19 protein-coding genes are annotated in these 15,738 nt (G+C 70.7%); 8 read left to right on the top strand and 11 right to left on the bottom strand.

Annotated elements, in window-relative coordinates; translation table 11 throughout:
* Positions 1-26: 26 nt before the first annotated feature.
* Positions 27-1,298 carry an NADH:flavin oxidoreductase/NADH oxidase family protein gene (locus ABIA32_RS02370; RefSeq protein ID WP_370092034.1) on the bottom strand — a complete coding sequence of 424 codons (1,272 nt, stop codon included), beginning with the start codon at positions 1,296-1,298 and terminating at the stop codon, positions 27-29.
* Between the two features lie 94 nt (positions 1,299-1,392).
* Here ABIA32_RS02370 and ABIA32_RS02375 point away from each other — a divergent pair, with 94 nt between their 5' ends.
* Positions 1,393-1,974 carry a TetR/AcrR family transcriptional regulator gene (locus ABIA32_RS02375; RefSeq protein WP_370092035.1) on the top strand — a complete coding sequence of 194 codons (582 nt, stop codon included), beginning with the start codon at positions 1,393-1,395 and terminating at the stop codon, positions 1,972-1,974.
* Between the two features lie 143 nt (positions 1,975-2,117).
* Here ABIA32_RS02375 and ABIA32_RS02380 read toward each other — a convergent pair whose 3' ends face one another.
* Positions 2,118-3,059, bottom strand: coding sequence for a cupin domain-containing protein (locus ABIA32_RS02380; protein WP_370092037.1), 942 nt, complete (start codon positions 3,057-3,059; stop codon positions 2,118-2,120).
* Positions 3,060-3,171: 112 nt separating this feature from the next.
* Between ABIA32_RS02380 and ABIA32_RS02385 the strand changes: the two genes are divergently transcribed.
* Entirely contained in the window at positions 3,172-4,026 is an 855-nt protein-coding gene (locus ABIA32_RS02385; RefSeq protein ID WP_370092038.1) for an NmrA family NAD(P)-binding protein, read from the top strand.
* A gap of 2 nt (positions 4,027-4,028) precedes the next feature.
* Complete coding sequence (locus ABIA32_RS02390; protein WP_370092039.1) at positions 4,029-4,487, top strand: nuclear transport factor 2 family protein; 459 nt, start codon at positions 4,029-4,031, stop codon at positions 4,485-4,487.
* A 30-nt stretch (positions 4,488-4,517) separates the two neighbouring features.
* Here ABIA32_RS02390 and ABIA32_RS02395 read toward each other — a convergent pair whose 3' ends face one another.
* Positions 4,518-4,958, bottom strand: coding sequence for a nitroreductase family deazaflavin-dependent oxidoreductase (locus ABIA32_RS02395; protein WP_370092040.1), 441 nt, complete (start codon positions 4,956-4,958; stop codon positions 4,518-4,520).
* A gap of 134 nt (positions 4,959-5,092) precedes the next feature.
* Positions 5,093-5,707, bottom strand: coding sequence for a TetR/AcrR family transcriptional regulator (locus ABIA32_RS02400; RefSeq protein ID WP_370092041.1), 615 nt, complete (start codon positions 5,705-5,707; stop codon positions 5,093-5,095).
* A 146-nt stretch (positions 5,708-5,853) separates the two neighbouring features.
* On the opposite strand from ABIA32_RS02400, the gene ABIA32_RS02405 reads away from it, so the two are divergent.
* On the top strand, positions 5,854-6,417 hold the full coding sequence (locus ABIA32_RS02405) for an NADPH-dependent FMN reductase (RefSeq protein ID WP_370092042.1): 564 nt from the start codon (positions 5,854-5,856) through the stop codon (positions 6,415-6,417).
* A gap of 83 nt (positions 6,418-6,500) precedes the next feature.
* On the opposite strand, the gene ABIA32_RS02410 is transcribed toward ABIA32_RS02405, so the two are convergent.
* A complete protein-coding gene (locus ABIA32_RS02410; protein WP_370092043.1) occupies positions 6,501-7,280 on the bottom strand; it encodes an alpha/beta hydrolase family protein in 780 nt (259 codons plus the stop codon).
* A 19-nt stretch (positions 7,281-7,299) separates the two neighbouring features.
* A complete protein-coding gene (locus tag ABIA32_RS02415; protein WP_370092044.1) occupies positions 7,300-8,820 on the bottom strand; it encodes an FMN-binding glutamate synthase family protein in 1,521 nt (506 codons plus the stop codon).
* A gap of 292 nt (positions 8,821-9,112) precedes the next feature.
* On the opposite strand from ABIA32_RS02415, the gene ABIA32_RS02420 reads away from it, so the two are divergent.
* Positions 9,113-9,490, top strand: coding sequence for a nuclear transport factor 2 family protein (locus ABIA32_RS02420; protein WP_370092045.1), 378 nt, complete (start codon positions 9,113-9,115; stop codon positions 9,488-9,490).
* Between the two features lie 23 nt (positions 9,491-9,513).
* On the opposite strand, the gene ABIA32_RS02425 is transcribed toward ABIA32_RS02420, so the two are convergent.
* The 3 genes from ABIA32_RS02425 to ABIA32_RS02435 form a co-directional block, all read right to left on the bottom strand.
* Positions 9,514-9,918: a DUF1622 domain-containing protein gene (locus ABIA32_RS02425; RefSeq protein ID WP_370092046.1), complete on the bottom strand. Its 405-nt coding sequence runs from the start codon at positions 9,916-9,918 to the stop codon at positions 9,514-9,516.
* Positions 9,919-10,040: 122 nt separating this feature from the next.
* On the bottom strand, positions 10,041-10,673 hold the full coding sequence (locus ABIA32_RS02430; protein WP_370092047.1) for a hypothetical protein: 633 nt from the start codon (positions 10,671-10,673) through the stop codon (positions 10,041-10,043).
* A complete protein-coding gene (locus ABIA32_RS02435; RefSeq protein ID WP_370092048.1) occupies positions 10,670-11,218 on the bottom strand; it encodes an RNA polymerase sigma factor in 549 nt (182 codons plus the stop codon). The genes ABIA32_RS02430 and ABIA32_RS02435 overlap by 4 nt, the downstream gene beginning before the upstream one ends.
* 185 nt (positions 11,219-11,403) lie before the next feature.
* Here ABIA32_RS02435 and ABIA32_RS02440 point away from each other — a divergent pair, with 185 nt between their 5' ends.
* Positions 11,404-12,321 carry a helix-turn-helix domain-containing protein gene (locus ABIA32_RS02440; protein WP_370092049.1) on the top strand — a complete coding sequence of 306 codons (918 nt, stop codon included), beginning with the start codon at positions 11,404-11,406 and terminating at the stop codon, positions 12,319-12,321.
* Positions 12,318-12,755 carry an organic hydroperoxide resistance protein gene (locus tag ABIA32_RS02445; protein WP_370092050.1) on the top strand — a complete coding sequence of 146 codons (438 nt, stop codon included), beginning with the start codon at positions 12,318-12,320 and terminating at the stop codon, positions 12,753-12,755. The genes ABIA32_RS02440 and ABIA32_RS02445 overlap by 4 nt, the downstream gene beginning before the upstream one ends.
* A gap of 95 nt (positions 12,756-12,850) precedes the next feature.
* Here the strand turns inward: ABIA32_RS02445 and ABIA32_RS02450 are convergent, their stop codons facing one another.
* A complete protein-coding gene (locus ABIA32_RS02450; protein WP_370092051.1) occupies positions 12,851-13,783 on the bottom strand; it encodes a LysR family transcriptional regulator in 933 nt (310 codons plus the stop codon).
* A gap of 124 nt (positions 13,784-13,907) precedes the next feature.
* Here ABIA32_RS02450 and ABIA32_RS02455 point away from each other — a divergent pair, with 124 nt between their 5' ends.
* Positions 13,908-14,198, top strand: coding sequence for a muconolactone Delta-isomerase family protein (locus tag ABIA32_RS02455; RefSeq protein ID WP_370092052.1), 291 nt, complete (start codon positions 13,908-13,910; stop codon positions 14,196-14,198).
* Between the two features lie 42 nt (positions 14,199-14,240).
* Here the strand turns inward: ABIA32_RS02455 and ABIA32_RS02460 are convergent, their stop codons facing one another.
* Positions 14,241-15,617: a putative Ig domain-containing protein gene (locus ABIA32_RS02460; protein ID WP_370092053.1), complete on the bottom strand. Its 1,377-nt coding sequence runs from the start codon at positions 15,615-15,617 to the stop codon at positions 14,241-14,243.
* Positions 15,618-15,738 lie beyond the last annotated feature (121 nt).

Here is a 15,738-nt window from a genome sequence, read left to right on the forward strand (position 1 = left end):
GCTGCCCTCACTACCGCCGCGCACGGTCAGGCCGTCGTCCCCAGCCAGGAGCGGTAGCGCCGCAGGGCGCGGCGCTGGGCCAGGTTGTCGCAGACCAGTGCGTGCGCCGGGTGCGTGCCGAGCGCCGGTTCGCCGCCGCGGGCGAGGCGCCGGATCTGGTGCCGGACCAGTGCCATCCCGGCGGCGGCGGCGAGGGTCTTGTCCGACCAGGTCACCGGCTTGAGCCGCCCCGCCGCCTGCGCGCCCGCCAGCCAACGGTCAGGCAGGTCGGGCGTGGCGGCGAGGGCGGTGGCCAGGCCGACGACGGCGACGCCGTCGGCCAGCACCGTCTCAGCGGTCTCGCGGCGCGTGATCCCGCCGGTCAGCATCAGGGGGACGGGACTGGTCCTGGCCAATTCCGCGGCAAGGTCCAGGAAGTACGCCTCGCGCGCCGCCGTGCGCGCTTCGGCCGGCCGTCCCGACATCGCCGGGCTCTCGTAGCTGCCGCCCGAGATCTCGACCAGGTCGACCCCGAGCGGCTCCAGCATCGCGATCACCCGCTGCGCGTCGTCGGCGTCGAAGCCGCCGCGCTGGAAGTCGGCGGAGTTCAGCTTCACGGCGACCGCGAAGGACGGCGACACCGCGGAGCGCACGGAGCGGACGACGTCCAGCAGCATCCTGGCCCGGTTCTCCAGGGACCCGCCCCACCGGTCGGTGCGCCGGTTCACCAGCGGCGAGAGGAACTGCGAGAGCAGGTAGCCGTGGGCCGCGTGGATCTCCACGCCGTCGAACCCGGCTCGCTCGGCGCGCGCCGCCGTGACGGCGAAGCGCTCGACCGTGGCGGCGATCTGCTTCGGCGTCATGGCGACCGGGCGGCCGAACCGCTTGCTGTGCCTGCCCAGGTCGACGCCGACCGCCGACGGCCCCCAGACCACTCCGGGCATGTTCGCGTAGACCTGGCGGCCGGGGTGGCTGATCTGCATCCACATCGCCGCACCGCCCTCCTTGCCCGCTGCCGCCCACTTCACGAAGGGCTCCAGCGGCGCGTGCTCGTCAAGGACGATTCCGCCCGGCCCGGTCAGGGCCTCGGCGTGCACCATGACGTTGCCGGTGATCAGCAGCCCCGCGCCGCCGGAGCCCCAGCGCCGGTAGAGCGACAGCAGTCGCTCGTCGGGCAGCTGGGCCTCCCCCGCGAGCCCCTCCTCCATGGCCGCCTTCGCGATCCGGTTCCGCAGGACGGCGCCGGAGCTCAGCTCCAGGGGTGAGAACAGCCTGCTCGTGGTGGCGTTCGTCGGATTGCTCGTCGGGTTGCTCGTCATGGGGGATCGCCTTCCGGTGCGCGTGAATGTTGACAGTGCTTACTTAAGCTAACCTGGGATGTAAGCAGCGTCAACATGAGGGGGGAGCGAACCCATGCCCGAGCAGCGGAACGCGTACCACCACGGCGACCTCGCCGCCACCTGCGTGCGCGCCGCGATGGAACTGCTGGAGGAGGACGGCCACAGCTCGCTGTCCCTCCGCGCCGTGGCGCGCCGCGCCGGGGTCTCCCCCACCGCGCCCTACCGCCACTTCGCCAACCACGACGCGCTGGTCTCCGCCGTCGCCACCGTCGGCTACCGCGAACTCGCCGCCGACCTGGCCGCCGCGCATCCCACCCCGTCGACGCCCGACGAACTCGCCTCCGCCGCGGTGGCCTACGTGCAGTTCGCGCTGCGGCGCCCGGCCCTGTTCCGGGTCATGTTCGGCGAGCCCTGCGACACCGACGACGCCGAACGCGTCGCGGCGACGGCGGCGATCTCCGACTACGTCGGCGCCATCGTCGGACGAACCTTCCCCGGCTCCGACCCCGAGGCGCTGGCCACCGCGGTCTGGGGACTCGTCCATGGCCTCGCCGTGCTCCATCTCGACGGCAAGCTCGACGCCACCGATCCCGCCGCGGTCGCGCCCCGGGTGCGCGCCGCCGTCCACGCGCTGCTCGCCGCGGAACTGCCCTGACCCGGCACGCGACGGCCAGGCGGCACGGAATGCGCTGCCGTCGGTGCCCGGGTCCGCCGCACTCTGGTGACCCCACCACACATGACGCGCAGGCTCGGCGCCGCTGATCCGATACCGGGCCGGCGGACACGTTGCGGTTCCCGTCAGTGAGGGTGGGAGTCGTCCCCGTGGCGCGCTTGCGCGTCGAGCGACTCGCGTTGCCGCCAGGTGCCGGGCGGCTCGCCGTGGTGGCGGCGGAAGGCGGCGGCGAACGCGTAGGGCGAGCCGTAGCCGACGGCGCGGGCGATGCCCGTCAGGCCGAGGTCGCCGGAGCGCAGGTGGTCGCGGGCGAGGGCCATGCGCCAGTCGGTCAGGTACTGGATCGGGGTCTGGCCGAGGGCGTCGCGGAAGGTCCGCGCGAAGGCCGCCCGCGACAGACCGCTGAGCGCGGCCAGTTCCGGAACCGACCAGGGATGGCCGGCATCCTCGTGCATCGCCTGCATCGCGGCGTTCAGCCGGGGATCCGCTGCCGCCCGGTACCAGCGCGGTGCGTTCGGGCTGCGGTGGAAGTCGTTGCGGATGGCGAGCACCAACAGCACGTCGAGGAGCCGGTCCAGCACGGTGGGCTGGCCCGGTTGGGGGGTCGCCAACTCGTGCGAGAGCAGCGCGATCACGTCCCGCAGGGGATCACCGACTGCCGCCGAGAGGGTCAGCACCTGCGGCAGCGCGTCCAGCAGCCCGGCGCCGATGTCGCCGGAGAACCGGTAGGCGCCGCAGAGAAACACGGTCGCCCGAGGGTCCTCGGAACTCCCGTCGTGGGCGTGCCGGGCCCGGAAGACCTCCGGTTCGAGGCAGTCGACGCCCGGCGCGTGCCCGATGAAGTGATCAGGGCCGCCGCGCACCAGCGTCACCTCCCCCGGCACGAGCTCCAGCGCGCTGCCGGGGTCGCCGTCCAGCCACAGCCACCCCCGACCCCGGACGACGGTGTGCACGGCCAGCTGCATCGAGCCGGCCAGCCGCAGCCCCCACGGCGGCTCGGCCACCGTCCGGGCGAAGACGGCGCCGGAGGCGCGAGCCCGCGCAAGGCGATCCTGCAGAACGTCCACGCGACCAGTATCAGCAGGACAACCACACGAGGTACAGGCCTGAGCGTTTGACGTAACAGATCGAGCGATTCGCGCATTGATTCACTCGTGGGCGCGCTCTCACGATGGACCCATGACCAGATCACCGCAGACCGCACTCGTCCTCGGCGGCACCGGCCGGACCGGCGCGCCCCTCGCGAAGCAGCTCGCCGAGCGGGGGCTCGGTGCCCGCACCGCGGCCCGCCATGGCGCCGACGTGCTGTTCGACTGGGACGACCCGACCACCCACCCCGGCGCGCTCTCCGGAGTCGACCGCCTCTACCTCGTCACGCCCGTCCTGCGGGTCAGCTTCGCCGATCAGGTGGCCGCCTTCCTCGACCTCGCCGAAGCCGCCGGGGTCCGCCACGTCACCTACCTGAGCACCTACCGCGCCGACCAGACGCCACCGGAGGTCGACATCAGGGCCGTCGAGGCCGACCTCGCCTCCCGACACACCATCGCGCACTCCATCCTGCGCCCCGCCTGGCTGATGCAGAACTTCAGCGACGCACACCTGCCGATCATCGACGGGGTAATCACCGTCCCCACCGGCGACGGCGCGGAAGCCTTCGTCGACGCGGCAGACATCGCCGCGGTCGCAGCCGAGACGCTGCTCGCCCCCGACGCCCACGCCGGCGCGCGGTACGCGCCCACCGGCCCGCAGGCCCTCACCGTCGGCGAAATCGCCGCCACCATCGCCGCCGTGACCGGCCGACCCGTCACCCACCAGGACATCGACCCCGACGTGTGGATCGGCGGCGCGGTCGCGGCCGGTGTCGTCCCTGCCGGCTACGCGGCCATGCTCCACTGGCTGACGAGCAGCATCAGCTCCGGCAACGGCTCCACGCCCAACGACGACATCGAGAAGGTCACCGGCCGACCGCCCACCACCTTCCACGAGTTCGCCCGGCGCAGCGTCCACGCCTGGACCTCCCCGACGGCGGGATGACCATGTCCGCAGACGACATCACCGATTTCGCCGACCTCGCCGACTTCGCGGCGCTGGACCCCTTCTTCCGGGTCATCCAGGACGGACTGGCGGGCCTCGTCGACGGCGAGCACTTCTTCGACCTCCTGGCCGAGGACGTGGTCTTCGAATACGTGATCTCCGTGCCTGGCTACCCACGCCGAGTCCAGGGCCGCCGGGCGATCGCCGACCTGTACCGCGGCTACGGCGACGTCATGGTCCTGCACAGCGCCGACGAACTCGCCGTCCACCGCGATCCCGAGACGTCCGTGGTCGTACTCGAGTACGCGGTGCACGGACGAGCTGTCCACACCGGGCGGGCCTACGACAACCACTTCGTCTCCGTGATCACCGTCAAGGACCGCAAAGCGACGCACTGGCGGGACTACCTGGACCCCATCGCCGTCTTCCAGGCCACCGGATGGCCGGCGACCGATCAGTGAGGATCCTTCATCCCGCGTCCCCTTCGCCGCCTACGCGTCGACGGGCGTGAGAACGAAGATCGGCATCTTCCTGGTGGTCTTCTTCTGGTACTCGGCGTAGTCCGGCCAGGCCGTGACCGCTCGCTCGAACCACACCGCGTACGCCTCGCCGTGGACCTCCGTGGCCTGGTAGTCCTTCTTGACCGGGCCGTCCTGGAGCTCCACATGCGAGTTGGCGATGAGGTTGTGGTACCAGACGGGGTGCTGGGGCGCGCCGCCCAGCGATGCGACGACGGCGTACTCGCCGTCGTGCTCGACGCGCATCAGCGGCGTCTTGCGCAGCTTCCCGGTCTTGGCCCCGACGGACGTCAGCACGATCACCGGCTTGCCCTGGTTGTCGGTGCCTTCGGTGCCGCCGGATCGCTCGTAGATCTCGACCTGGTCCCGACTGAAGTCGAACCTGCTCGGCTCGTACTCCCCGGTGAGAGGCATGTATCCACCATCCAATCCATCGATTGACCCGGCTGCCGCAGCACAGCGTCGCGCCGCTGCCATAAACGGACCTTACCCCGCTTTGCTGTCCAAGGGGACCATGCCGAGCCGGGCCGCTGTGGTTCGCGGGCCGGTCAACCGCCGCAGACGCGCTGGATCAGATCTTCCCAGGCTCGGGTCATCCGTTTCTGGATGTCCGTGGATTCGGTGAGATCGGAGTTCGAGAGGTAGAACAGCAGGGGGCCGTCGAGGGCGGCCGTGAGTTGGAGGGCCAGCATCGGGAGGTCGACACCGTCGAGCCGAAGCTGTCCCAGCAGCATGCGGATGTGGGTGCGGGAGAGCGGCGTCTCGGTGCCGGCCGGTACGGGCAGGCTGCCGTCGAGTGCGGCGCGGGCCATCTCGCGATGGTCGAGCAGGAACGCGATCCTGGCCCGACCGTAGGCGATCAGACGGTCCAGTGGTGCTGCGCCGGGACCGAGCGGCGGCGGCCCTGCCATCACCTGTTGCTGGAAGGCCTGTTCGTCGTCGTCCAGCAGCGCCTGGAAGATTCCGGCGCGGGTGCCGAACCGGCGGAAGACCGTCCCCTTGCCGAGCCCGGCCCGCTCGGCCAGAGCGTCCATGGTCAGGCAGTCAGCGCCACCCTGCTCAGCCAGCATCGTGCGGGCCGTGGCGAGCAGATGCCTGCGGTTGCGTGCGGCGTCGGCGCGCTCGGCGCGGGGTGCTCCCAGGGGGAGGAGGGGTCTTTCCACAGGCTCAACCCTACCGGCCGGAATACTAAGCGGGGTAAAGTCCGTTTATGCTCGTGCGTGGCGGCGCCGCCGCCCGCGCAGCGCCCGCACCGCGGTCGGCGACAACCACCCGACCGTGGAAGTACGTTCAAAGATTGGGAGCACTCATGAGCGACCTGAAGATCGCGATCATCCTCGGCAGCACCCGTCCCGGCCGCAACGGCAAGGCCGTGGCCGACTGGGTGGTGGAGAAGGCATCCGCCCGCACCGGTGCGAAGTACGAGCTGGTGGACCTGGCCGACTACCCGCTGCCACACCTGGACGAGGCGATGCCGCCGGCCATGGGCCAGTACGCGGGAGAGCACACCAAGGCCTGGGCCGCGACGATCAACCGGTTCGACGGGTTCGTCTTCGTCAGCCCGGAGTACAACCACTCCACCTCGGGCGTGCTCAAGAACGCCATCGACTACCTCCACGCCGAGTGGAACAACAAGGCCGCGGCCTTCGTCTCCTACGGCTCGCTCGGAGGCGCTCGGGCCATCGAGCACCTGCGCGCGATCGCGAGCGAGCTGCAGATTGCCACCGTCCGCCAGCAGCTGTCCTTCTCGATGTACACCGACTTCGAGAACTTCTCCGTCTTCAAGCCCGGCCCCCAGCACGAGGACGCCGCCACCGTCCTCTTCGACCAGCTCGAGTCGTGGGCCGGGGCGCTCAAGACGGTCCGCGGCTGAACATCCCAGGATCCGGCCTCGCCGTCGACGGTCGGCCTGCCGAGGCCGGCGGCGGGTCGGTCTCCGACGCGCGGCCGGCCGGGTCAGGTGCTCGTGGGTTCACATCCTGCGGGCCGTGACCCGTGGATGTACTGGTCGGCCCAGGCGCTGATGATGTGCGCCGCTCGCTGCGCTTGTCCTCGTGCGGTCAGCAGATGGTCTGCTCCTTCGAGCGAGACGAAGCTTCGCGGGTGTCGCGCCTCGCGGAAGATCTCCCCCGCGTTGGCGATGTCGACGGTGTCGTCGGTAGGCGAATGCAGGACGAGCAGCGGCAGGTTCAACTCGCGTATCCGGTCGCGCAGGCGAGCCTGGCGGACGTCATCGACGAAGGCACGCTTGAGAACCAGGGTCCTCCCGCCGACGAACCACTCGTGCGACCCCTCGCTGAGAACGCGATCCACGACCGCGTCGTACTGTCGCTCGACGTGGCTGGGATCGGCAGGCGCCCCGATCGTGGCGACCGCGCGGACGCCGGTCGCCTCGGCCGCTGCGGCGATGGCGGCGGCGCCTCCCCACGAGTGACCCACCAGCAGGTCTGCCGGAGTCCCTCGCTCTGCCATCAAACGTGCCGCACGGACGGTGTCCTGGACCTTGATGGTGAAGGAACCGTCCCCCCAGTCGCCGTCGGAGTCTCCGATCCCGAGGTTGTCGTAGCGCAGCATCCCGATCCCCTCGCGGGCCAGCTGCTTGCTGACCCGCGAGGCGGCCGGCGAGTTCTTGCCGAGTGTGAATCCGTGAACGAAGATTCCCCAGCCCCGGATCTCGCCTTCCGGCAGGTCGATCGACCCGGCCAGTTCGGGGCCCACGATGCTCTTGAATCTCACTTCTTCAGTCACGTTCTGATCACTCCGGCAGAACTGTCAGCGCGGTGATCTCGTCGGCGAGGCGCGGGCCGAGCTCGCCCCAGCCGTCCTTGTAGCCGTAGACGCCGGCCAGGGTGCGAGCCTCGTAGTCGCCGTTCATGATCTCGATGTCGTTGGCGGTGATGAGTGCCGGGTGGGCGACGCCGACGGCGGCCGAGACCTTCAGCAGCTCCCTGCGCAGGGTGCTCAGGTAGGCAGCGGCCCGGGTGGCCTTCGACGTCGGTTCGAGGCCGCGCGCCAGCCACGGGTTCTGGGTGGCGATGCCGGTGGGACACCTGTCGGTGTGACACTTCTGCGATTGGATGCAGCCGATCGACAGCATCGCCTCACGGGCAACGTTGATCATGTCGGCACCCAGGGCGAAGGCGACCGCGGCGTTCTCGGGCAGACCGAGCTTGCCGGAGCCTATGAAGGTCAGGTCGTCGGTCAGCCCCAGCTCGGCGAAGGTGCCGTAGACGCGGGAGAAGCCCATCCGGAACGGCAGCGCCACCGAGTCGGCGAACATCCGCGGCGCCGCCCCGGTGCCGCCCTCGCCGCCGTCGACGGTCACGAAGTCGACACCACGGTCGCCGCGCTCCATCAGCGTGGCCAGCTCCTGCCAGAAGCCCATCTCCCCCACCGCGCTCTTGACCCCGACCGGCAGACCGGTCTCGGTGGCGAGCAGCTCGACGAAGTCGAGCATCGAGTCCACGTCGCTGAACGCGGTGTGCCGCGACGGGGAGGCGCAGTCCTTGCCGACCGGGATGCCGCGGATCGCGGCGATCTCCGGGGTCACCTTCGCGCCCGGCAGCATTCCGCCCAGCCCGGGCTTGGCGCCCTGGGAGAGCTTGATCTCTATCGCCTTGACGGGGGCGCTCGCGACGACGTCCCTGAGCTTGTCGAGGTTGAAGCTGCCGTCCTCGTTGCGGCAGCCGAAGTACGCCGTGCCGATCTGGAGGACGAGGTCGCCGCCGTTGCGGTGGTACGGCGAGAGACCGCCCTCGCCCGTGTTGTGCATCGTGCCCGCCAGCGCCGCCCCCTTGTTGAGCGCCGTGATGGCCGCGCCGGAGAGCGATCCGAAGCTCATCGCCGAAACGTTCACCACACTCGTCGGCCGGAACGCCTTGGCGCGCCCGCGCGGCCCGCCCAGCACCTTGGCCGAGGGCAGCGGGGCCTGCGGGTCGTGCGCGTCGGGCAGAGCGTCGGCGAACGTGCGCTGCTTCAGGTAGGCGTGACCCTGCACGTGCTCGACGTCGACTTCGGTTCCGAACCCGAAGTAGTTGTTCTCCTCCTTCGCCGACGCGTAGATCCAGGTGCGCTGGTCACGACTGAACGGGCGCTCTTCCTCGTTGGAGGTCACGATGTACTGCCGCAGCTCCGGCCCGATCGTCTCCAAGAGGTACCGGGCGTGCCCGATCACGGGGAAGTTCCGAAGCAGCGCGTGCCTCTTCTGGACAAGGTCGCGGGCAGCCACCAGCGCCACTGCTGTCGCGGCGACCGCGCCGATCCTCCGGGCGTGCATGAACGTTCCTCCTGGATGCACGACTCCACCACGCTGCGGTGGATGTCGTTGTGTGTCGTGTCGGGCGTCTGGCGACGGGCACGGCCAAGGGGGCGTCGGCGTCCGTCGAGGAATGCGTGACGATATTAGGAGGCCGCCCGGACAAGCGTGTGGTCAGGGTGCTGGTCCGGACTTCGACGGAAGGCTGACGCGAGTTCGCCGGGTTGACCGGTCATGAGGTACAGGCAGTGATTGGATCAAGAGCGCACTGGATCCGGGCGGGGAGGGGAAGATCGGGATGGGGACAGATCGGGTGGACGTCGTCGCCGCACTCCATGAGGCCGAGCAGAGGCTGCAGGGCGCTGTTCGAGCAGGTGATGTCGAGGCACTCGACCTCCTCCTGGACGACCGTGTCGTCTACACAGGACCCGATGGCCGCTCCCTCACGAAGGAAGAGGACCTCGAGGCACACCGGTCGAGGATCCTGGCCGTCGAAGTCTTCGACCAGCAGGACCTGCACGTGACCGTGGTGGGCGCAACGGGGATCACCCGCGTGTTGGCCGCGATTCGGGGCACCGCCGCGGGACAGCCGTTCGCTGCGCGCCTTCGCTACACCCGCACCTGGGTACACGCCGATGGCGCCTGGCGTGTCCTCGCCGCCCATGCCAGCTCAGTCCCGGACCTCGGCTGACCGTTCGACCGCAGGTGGTCCGTTCACGGGTCCGGCCGGGGCGCTGCACGGCGCACGGCACGCCCAGTGACCGTGGCACCGCTGGTGAGACCGCGTCGCCAAGGGGCGACTCCCTCGATCTCGATCTCCAGGGAGAAGCTCAGGAACGTCCGGATCAGCACGATCACGCCCAGCACGGCGACGTTGTCCAGCGTCGGCGCCACGGCCACCGTGCGGATCAGGTCTGCCGCGACGAGGACCTCCAGCGCCAGCAGCAGCGTGCCGCCGAAGCATTCCCGCAGTGCCTGGTACCCCTCCCCCGCCCGACCCGTCCGCCGCCAGGACCGCGCCGCGACGACCACGGCGAGCGCGAAGCCGAGAACCAGGATCACGGCGCCAAGGCCCTCGAAGGCCTGGGCGACGCGGTCCATCACGTGGGTGAACGTCACGTCGTACCTCCGCGCCTCACGCCGCACCGCCTGGCTCCATCCTTGCTCGCCTCGTCCCGTCCGGCGACCGTTGGGCGGCGGACGGGGACGACGGCGTCGGTGAGCGGTGCCGTGCGGAGCGGCTAGCCCTCGCCGATGACGTTGGCCTGGGAGGCGGGGAAGCAGCTGGGCTCGCCATGGGCCAGAAGGACCTCCATGGAGCCCATGGAGGACGGGTGCAGGTCGCCCTTGAGGGTGTGCTGGACCAGCACCAGGGTGTCCCCCTGCGGGATGGCGCTGGGCCGGATCACCATCAGGCGTCCGTTCTTCGGATCCAGGGACTGGACCTTCTCGAGGTCGGTGTTGTCGGTGCGGACATTGGCGGGGCAGGAATCCGAGAGCTTCAGGACCACGGCCGGCACATGCAGGCTGCGCAGCGCCTCCTGGAGTCCGGACAGCTTCGCGCCCATCACCTGGAGGGTGACGGTCCCGTCCTTGCGGGGAACCACCGTGTAGGAGGCGTTGCTCAGGACCGGCGCACTGCCGCCCTGTGGGCGGGCGGTGCTCTGGCGTGCGCCTGCCTGCGGGGCGGTGGTGTGGGCCGTGTGCGGGATCAGCACCGCCGCGGTGGCGGCTGCGGCCAGTCCCAGCGAGGTGACCGCGATGCGCCGGGTGTGGCGCGGCCGCAGGGGCACCGTCGCCGCGGGCGGGAGGGCCGAGGCGCGGGCGGTGAGTTCCTCGGCGAGCTGCTGCTGGAAGTGCACGGGAGTGGTCATGAGCGGGCCTCCGAGACGGCGTGCAGGGATGTGGCGATCCGGGTGTCGACGCGCTGCAGCGCCTTGCGGGCGCGGTGCAGGCGCACCCGGGCGGTGGCCGCGCTGATGCCCAGGGCCTGTGCGGCCTCGCGGGTGGTCAGTCCGTCCAGGGCCACCAGGACCAGCACCTCGCGCAGCGGCTCGGACAGGGCCGCGTGCTGCGTCGCCAGCTGCCGGGCGTCGCAGGCGGCGTCGATGCGGCCCTCGATCGCGGTGACGTCCTGGTCGTCCAGCATCCGCCGACCCGCGATCCGGGCGGCGGCCCGCTGCTCGCGGGCACTGCCCCGGAAGTGGGCGGCCAGGACGTTGCGGGAGATGCCGTAGAGCCAGGCGACCGGCGCGCCGCGCCGGGCGTCGTAGGTGTGCGCCTGTTCGAGCGCGGCCAGGAAGATGTCGGCTGTCAGGTCCGCGGCCAGGTGCGGGCTGTCGGTGCGCCGGGTGACGAAGCCGAGCACAGCATCGAACTGCTGCTGGTAGAACACGGCGAACCCGGCCGGGTCACGCATGGGTGGCGCTATTGAATGCTCCGCTTGCACGGACGACTCCTTGAACAGACGAGCAATGCCTTACATCTCTACTTGGCTCGGGCCCCGCAAAGCGTTACACGCCTCCGTATCGGCGCACCGTGCGCAGTTGCCTGGCACTGACAGGGTCAGGCACGTCCCGCCTCCTCCTGCCCATACTCAAAGCCATGAAGAGCAAGTCTCAGTTGGGGCGGTTCCTGAGGACGCGTCGGGCGCAACTGCAGCCGTCGGACGTCGGGTTGCGGGAGTTCGACGAGCGTCGGCGGGTGCCTGGCCTGCGGCGGGACGAGCTCGCCCAGTTGGCGGGGGTGAGCGAGTCCTACTACACACGACTGGAGCAGGGAGTCTCGCGGGGCGCGTCGACGGAGGTGCTGGACGCGCTCGCCGGGGCGCTGCGCCTGAACGAGACCGAACACCGCCACCTCTACGACCTCGCCGGTGTCGGAAGGGAAGTCGACCGCAGCCGAACCCGCAAGCCGACACCACCCGAACGCATCACCGAGATGACCAGGCAACTCATCGACGCCTTCGGGGACACCCCGGTCGTCGTGCTCGGCCGCCGCAGCGACGTACTGGCCTGGAACCGCACCGGGCACGCGCTCTTCGCCGGGCACCTCGACCCGACGAGCCCGCAGGACCCCGCCCGGCGACCGAACACCGCACGCCTGGTCTTCCTCGACGCCCACACCCGGGACCTGTACGAAGACTGGCCGAAGAAGGCCCGAGACGCGGTCGGCAGACTGCGCCTGGCCGTCGGCCGGTACCCCGACGATCCACTGCTGGCCGCGCTGATCGGCGAACTCGTCATGCGCAGCCCGGAGTTCACGGACCTGTGGTCCCAGCACCCGGTCCGCGCCTGGGACATCGCGGACTACCGCATGAGACATCCACTCGTCGGCCCGATGGATGTGACCCAACAGGCCATCCCGGTCCCCAACGGGCAGGGACAGCGGCTCGTCGCGGTCACCGCCGCAGCGGGCTCGCCCTCGCAGGCCGCGCTGTCCCTCCTCGCCCAGGCCACCGCCCCGGACGCGCGCATCCGTCCGGCAATCGAAGACCCGACCGCCGTATCGACCCCCCAATGAACGGAGACACCATGTCCACGCTCTACACCACCGAAGCACTCTCCACCGGCGACGGCCGCAACGGACAGGTTCGCACCCTGGACGGGGTGCTCGACGAACTCCTCGTGGTCCCCAAGGAGATGGGCGGCCCCGGCGGCGAAAGGACCAACCCCGAGCAGCTCTTCGCCGCCGGCTACGCCGCGTGCTTCCACAATGGCATGCGCGTGATAGCGGGCCGACAGAGGCTGAAGCTGGGCGAGTCGACCGTCAGGTCCACGGTGAGCCTGATCACCCTGGACGACGGAGGATTCTCGCTGAAGGTCGCCCTGTCCGCGCATCTTCCCGGCCTGGACCAGGCCACGGCCGACCAGCTCATAGCAGCCACTCACCAGGTGTGCCCCTACTCCAACGCCACCCGAGGCAACATCTCGGTCACCCTCGAAGCAACGGTCTGAGCCGGGAACGAGAAGGAGCAGGTCGGAGGCCGCTTCCACCGCAGGGTGGGAGCGGCCTTCCGCTCCGCATAGGCCTTCCAGCGCTGGTCAGCGCTCTACTGGTGCTCGCGCCGGTACGGGTCGCCCGCCGGCAGCCAGGAGTCCGGGCCCTGCAGCCCCAGGTCCCCGACGGCCTCGCAGAGTGCGTCGGCCACGGCGAGCACCGCCGCGCGCTGCTCGTCGGCGCGCCGGACCAGCGACCACGTCCAGTACACCTGCGGCGCCACCAGCGGGCGCTGGACCAGGTCCGGCGGAAGTGGAGTGGTCTGGCCCTTGGGAGAGTTGACGACCGGTCGGCCCAGGCGGCGGGCATGGTCGAAGAACGCGGGACCCATCACACCGCCGTCGGAGATGCGCTCCGCCCTGGCGCCCGTGTCGCGGACCAGCTCCTCGGCGTAAGCGTTCCACGACGCCCAGGAGGTGGCGTCGTCATCGAGGAGCACGACGGCGTCCCGAGCGCGCACGGCGCCGGTGGCGGCCCCCGCGGACACGGCGTAGAGCCGGTCCGCGCCGACCAGTCGGGCCACCAGGCCCAGCTGCTGCAGATCCTCGTCCCGCACCCAGCACACCGCGAGGTCCAGGCTGCCGTCGGCGACCCGAGCGGCCTGGGTGTGGGAGGGCGCGACCCACGCGTCGACGTGCACCCGGGCCAGCGCGGAGGTGCGGGCGGTCAGGTCGGGCGGCAACCAGGTGACGTAGCCCAGCCGGACCGGCTCCGAACCGGACAGCCGCCCGGCTCGGCGCCGCAGGTCGTCGGCGCGGTCCAGCAGGGCGCGCACGTGCGGGAGCAGTGCCGTGCCCGCCGGAGTGAGCGCCACCGAGCGCCGGTCGCGGTCGAACAGGACCACCCCGAGGTCACGTTCGAGTGCCTTGATCGGCTGGGACAGGGACGGCCCGGCGATCAGCAGCCGGGCAGCGGCCCGGCCGAAGTTCAGCTCCTCGGCGACCGCGACGAAGTACCGGAGTTGGCGCAGCTCCATGACCCTCATGTTACGGCCGGTAGGAGGCTGCGCCTATCAGCAGCGAGGACGCCGGTCGTGGCGCCCGGTCCGACGGCGCGCGCACGATGAGAGCACGCGGTAAACCCGAGTACCCCAAGAACGGAGCCTGACCGTGAACGAGTTCCTGGTCGAGATCACCACCACCGTGCCCGACGGCACCGCCCCCGACGAGGTCGACCGCCGTCGCGCCGCCGAGGCCGTCCGCGCTCGCGAGCTGGCCGCCGCCGGGCACCTGGCCCGGCTGTGGCGCCCGGTCGGCGAACTGCGCAGCATCGGCATCTGGCTGGCCGCCGACGAGGACGAGCTCCGCGAGAAGGTGCTCGGCAATCTCCCGCTGCGCCCGTGGATGACCCTCACCGTGACCCCACTCGAATCGCACCCGAACGACCCGGGCCGGTCGTGACGATCGGCCGGCCCTCCCGGCAGACCCGGCCGCCCGCGCGCGTCAGGACAGGGCGATGTCGTCGTAGTAGGTGTAGGTGGGGTCGCCGGCGTAGTTGTCGTCCTGGTTGGTGAGCGTGAGGGTGTAGGAGTGGCCGGCCGTGACGGCGGCGGTCTTGGCGACCCAGCCGGAGCTGGAGACGCAGGTCTTGGCCAGGACCGTGGTCGTCGTGCCGGTGGTGTTGTCCTTGAGTGTGGCCGTGGCCCAGTCGTAGCTGACGGTGTCCGGGCAGGTCACGTTGTAGGAGAAGGAAAGCTTCGTCGAGCCGGACGGTGCCGTGAAGGTCTGCGCCGCGGTCGAGGTGGTGGACGGGGCGGTGGAGCCGAGCATCGCGCCGTAGCTACCCGTCTGGGCTGCCGAGGATGTCACCGTCGCATGGCCCGTCGTGGTCCACCCGGAGAAGTCGCCGGTCTCGAAGCCGCCGTTGGTGATCCCGCCGCTGACGGAGGGATTCACCGTCCAGGTGAAGGAGTTGGCGGCACTCGGCCCGGTCGAGTCCGTGGCGGTCGCGGTCACCGTGGCGGTTCCGGAGGTGGTGGGCGTTCCGCTGATCAGGCCGGTGGCCGTGTCCAGGGTCAGGCCCGCGGGGAGGCCGGTGGCGCTGTAGGTGAGGGCGCCGCCCGCGGTGTCCGTGGCGGAGAGCTGCAGGCTGGCGGCCTGGCCGACCGTGCCGGTCTGGGCGCCGGGGTTGGCGAGTGTGACGGAGCCGCCGGTGGAGCTGCCGAAAGTGACGCCGAGGACGGCGTGGAGTTCGATGCCGTTGGGGGCGACGCCGGTCTGGCCGTGGAGGAAGTCGAAGAAGCCGACGCCGGTGAGGGTGATGGGGACGTTCGCGGTCTGGAAGCTGCCGGTGGGGCTGTAGGTGGCGTCGAACGCGGACCGGGCGCTGGTGATCGCGGAGAGCAGGGGGCTGCCGGATCCGACGCAGGCCGGGTCGGGGATCTCGGCGATCATCGTGTGGCCGCTGCCGTCATTGAGGACGAGGTGGTAGTCGGAGTCGGCTTCGAGCTTGTACTCGACGAGGGTCGCGTTGAGCCGGAAGACGGTGGTCTCGGTCGGCTGGACGCGATTGGCGGCGGGCAGCGAGCTGGGCGCGGTCAGGGCGTCGAGGGCGGCGATGGTGGTGGGCGTGGTGGAGTTCAGGTTGATCAGGCCGACGTCCGCGTCGGTGCCGGTCTTGACGGCCCAGCGTTCCACGCCGCAACTGCCGGTGGTCGAGTTGCGCTGAGCGACGACGTCCTCGTGCTCCTCGGCGTCAGGGCTGGGGCTGTGCCGCGGACCGGCACTGACCGCGTTCGCACCGAACACGGCGGCCAGCGCGACGGCTATCAGAGCGACCAGGTAGATGAGCGACTTGCGTCTCGTCGGACGGATCTTCACGAACGCCTCCCATGGGGTCCGAGCGCTGCGGGGACGGGCTGGACGGGGGTTCTGGAAGGAGTGTGACGGTCCGTCGGTTTACGCGCATAGACCACCCAGGTGAAGACTTGGTGATGCACAG

It is taken from the genome of Streptacidiphilus sp. MAP12-20 (assembly GCF_041262525.1).
Classification (GTDB): domain Bacteria; phylum Actinomycetota; class Actinomycetes; order Streptomycetales; family Streptomycetaceae; genus Streptacidiphilus.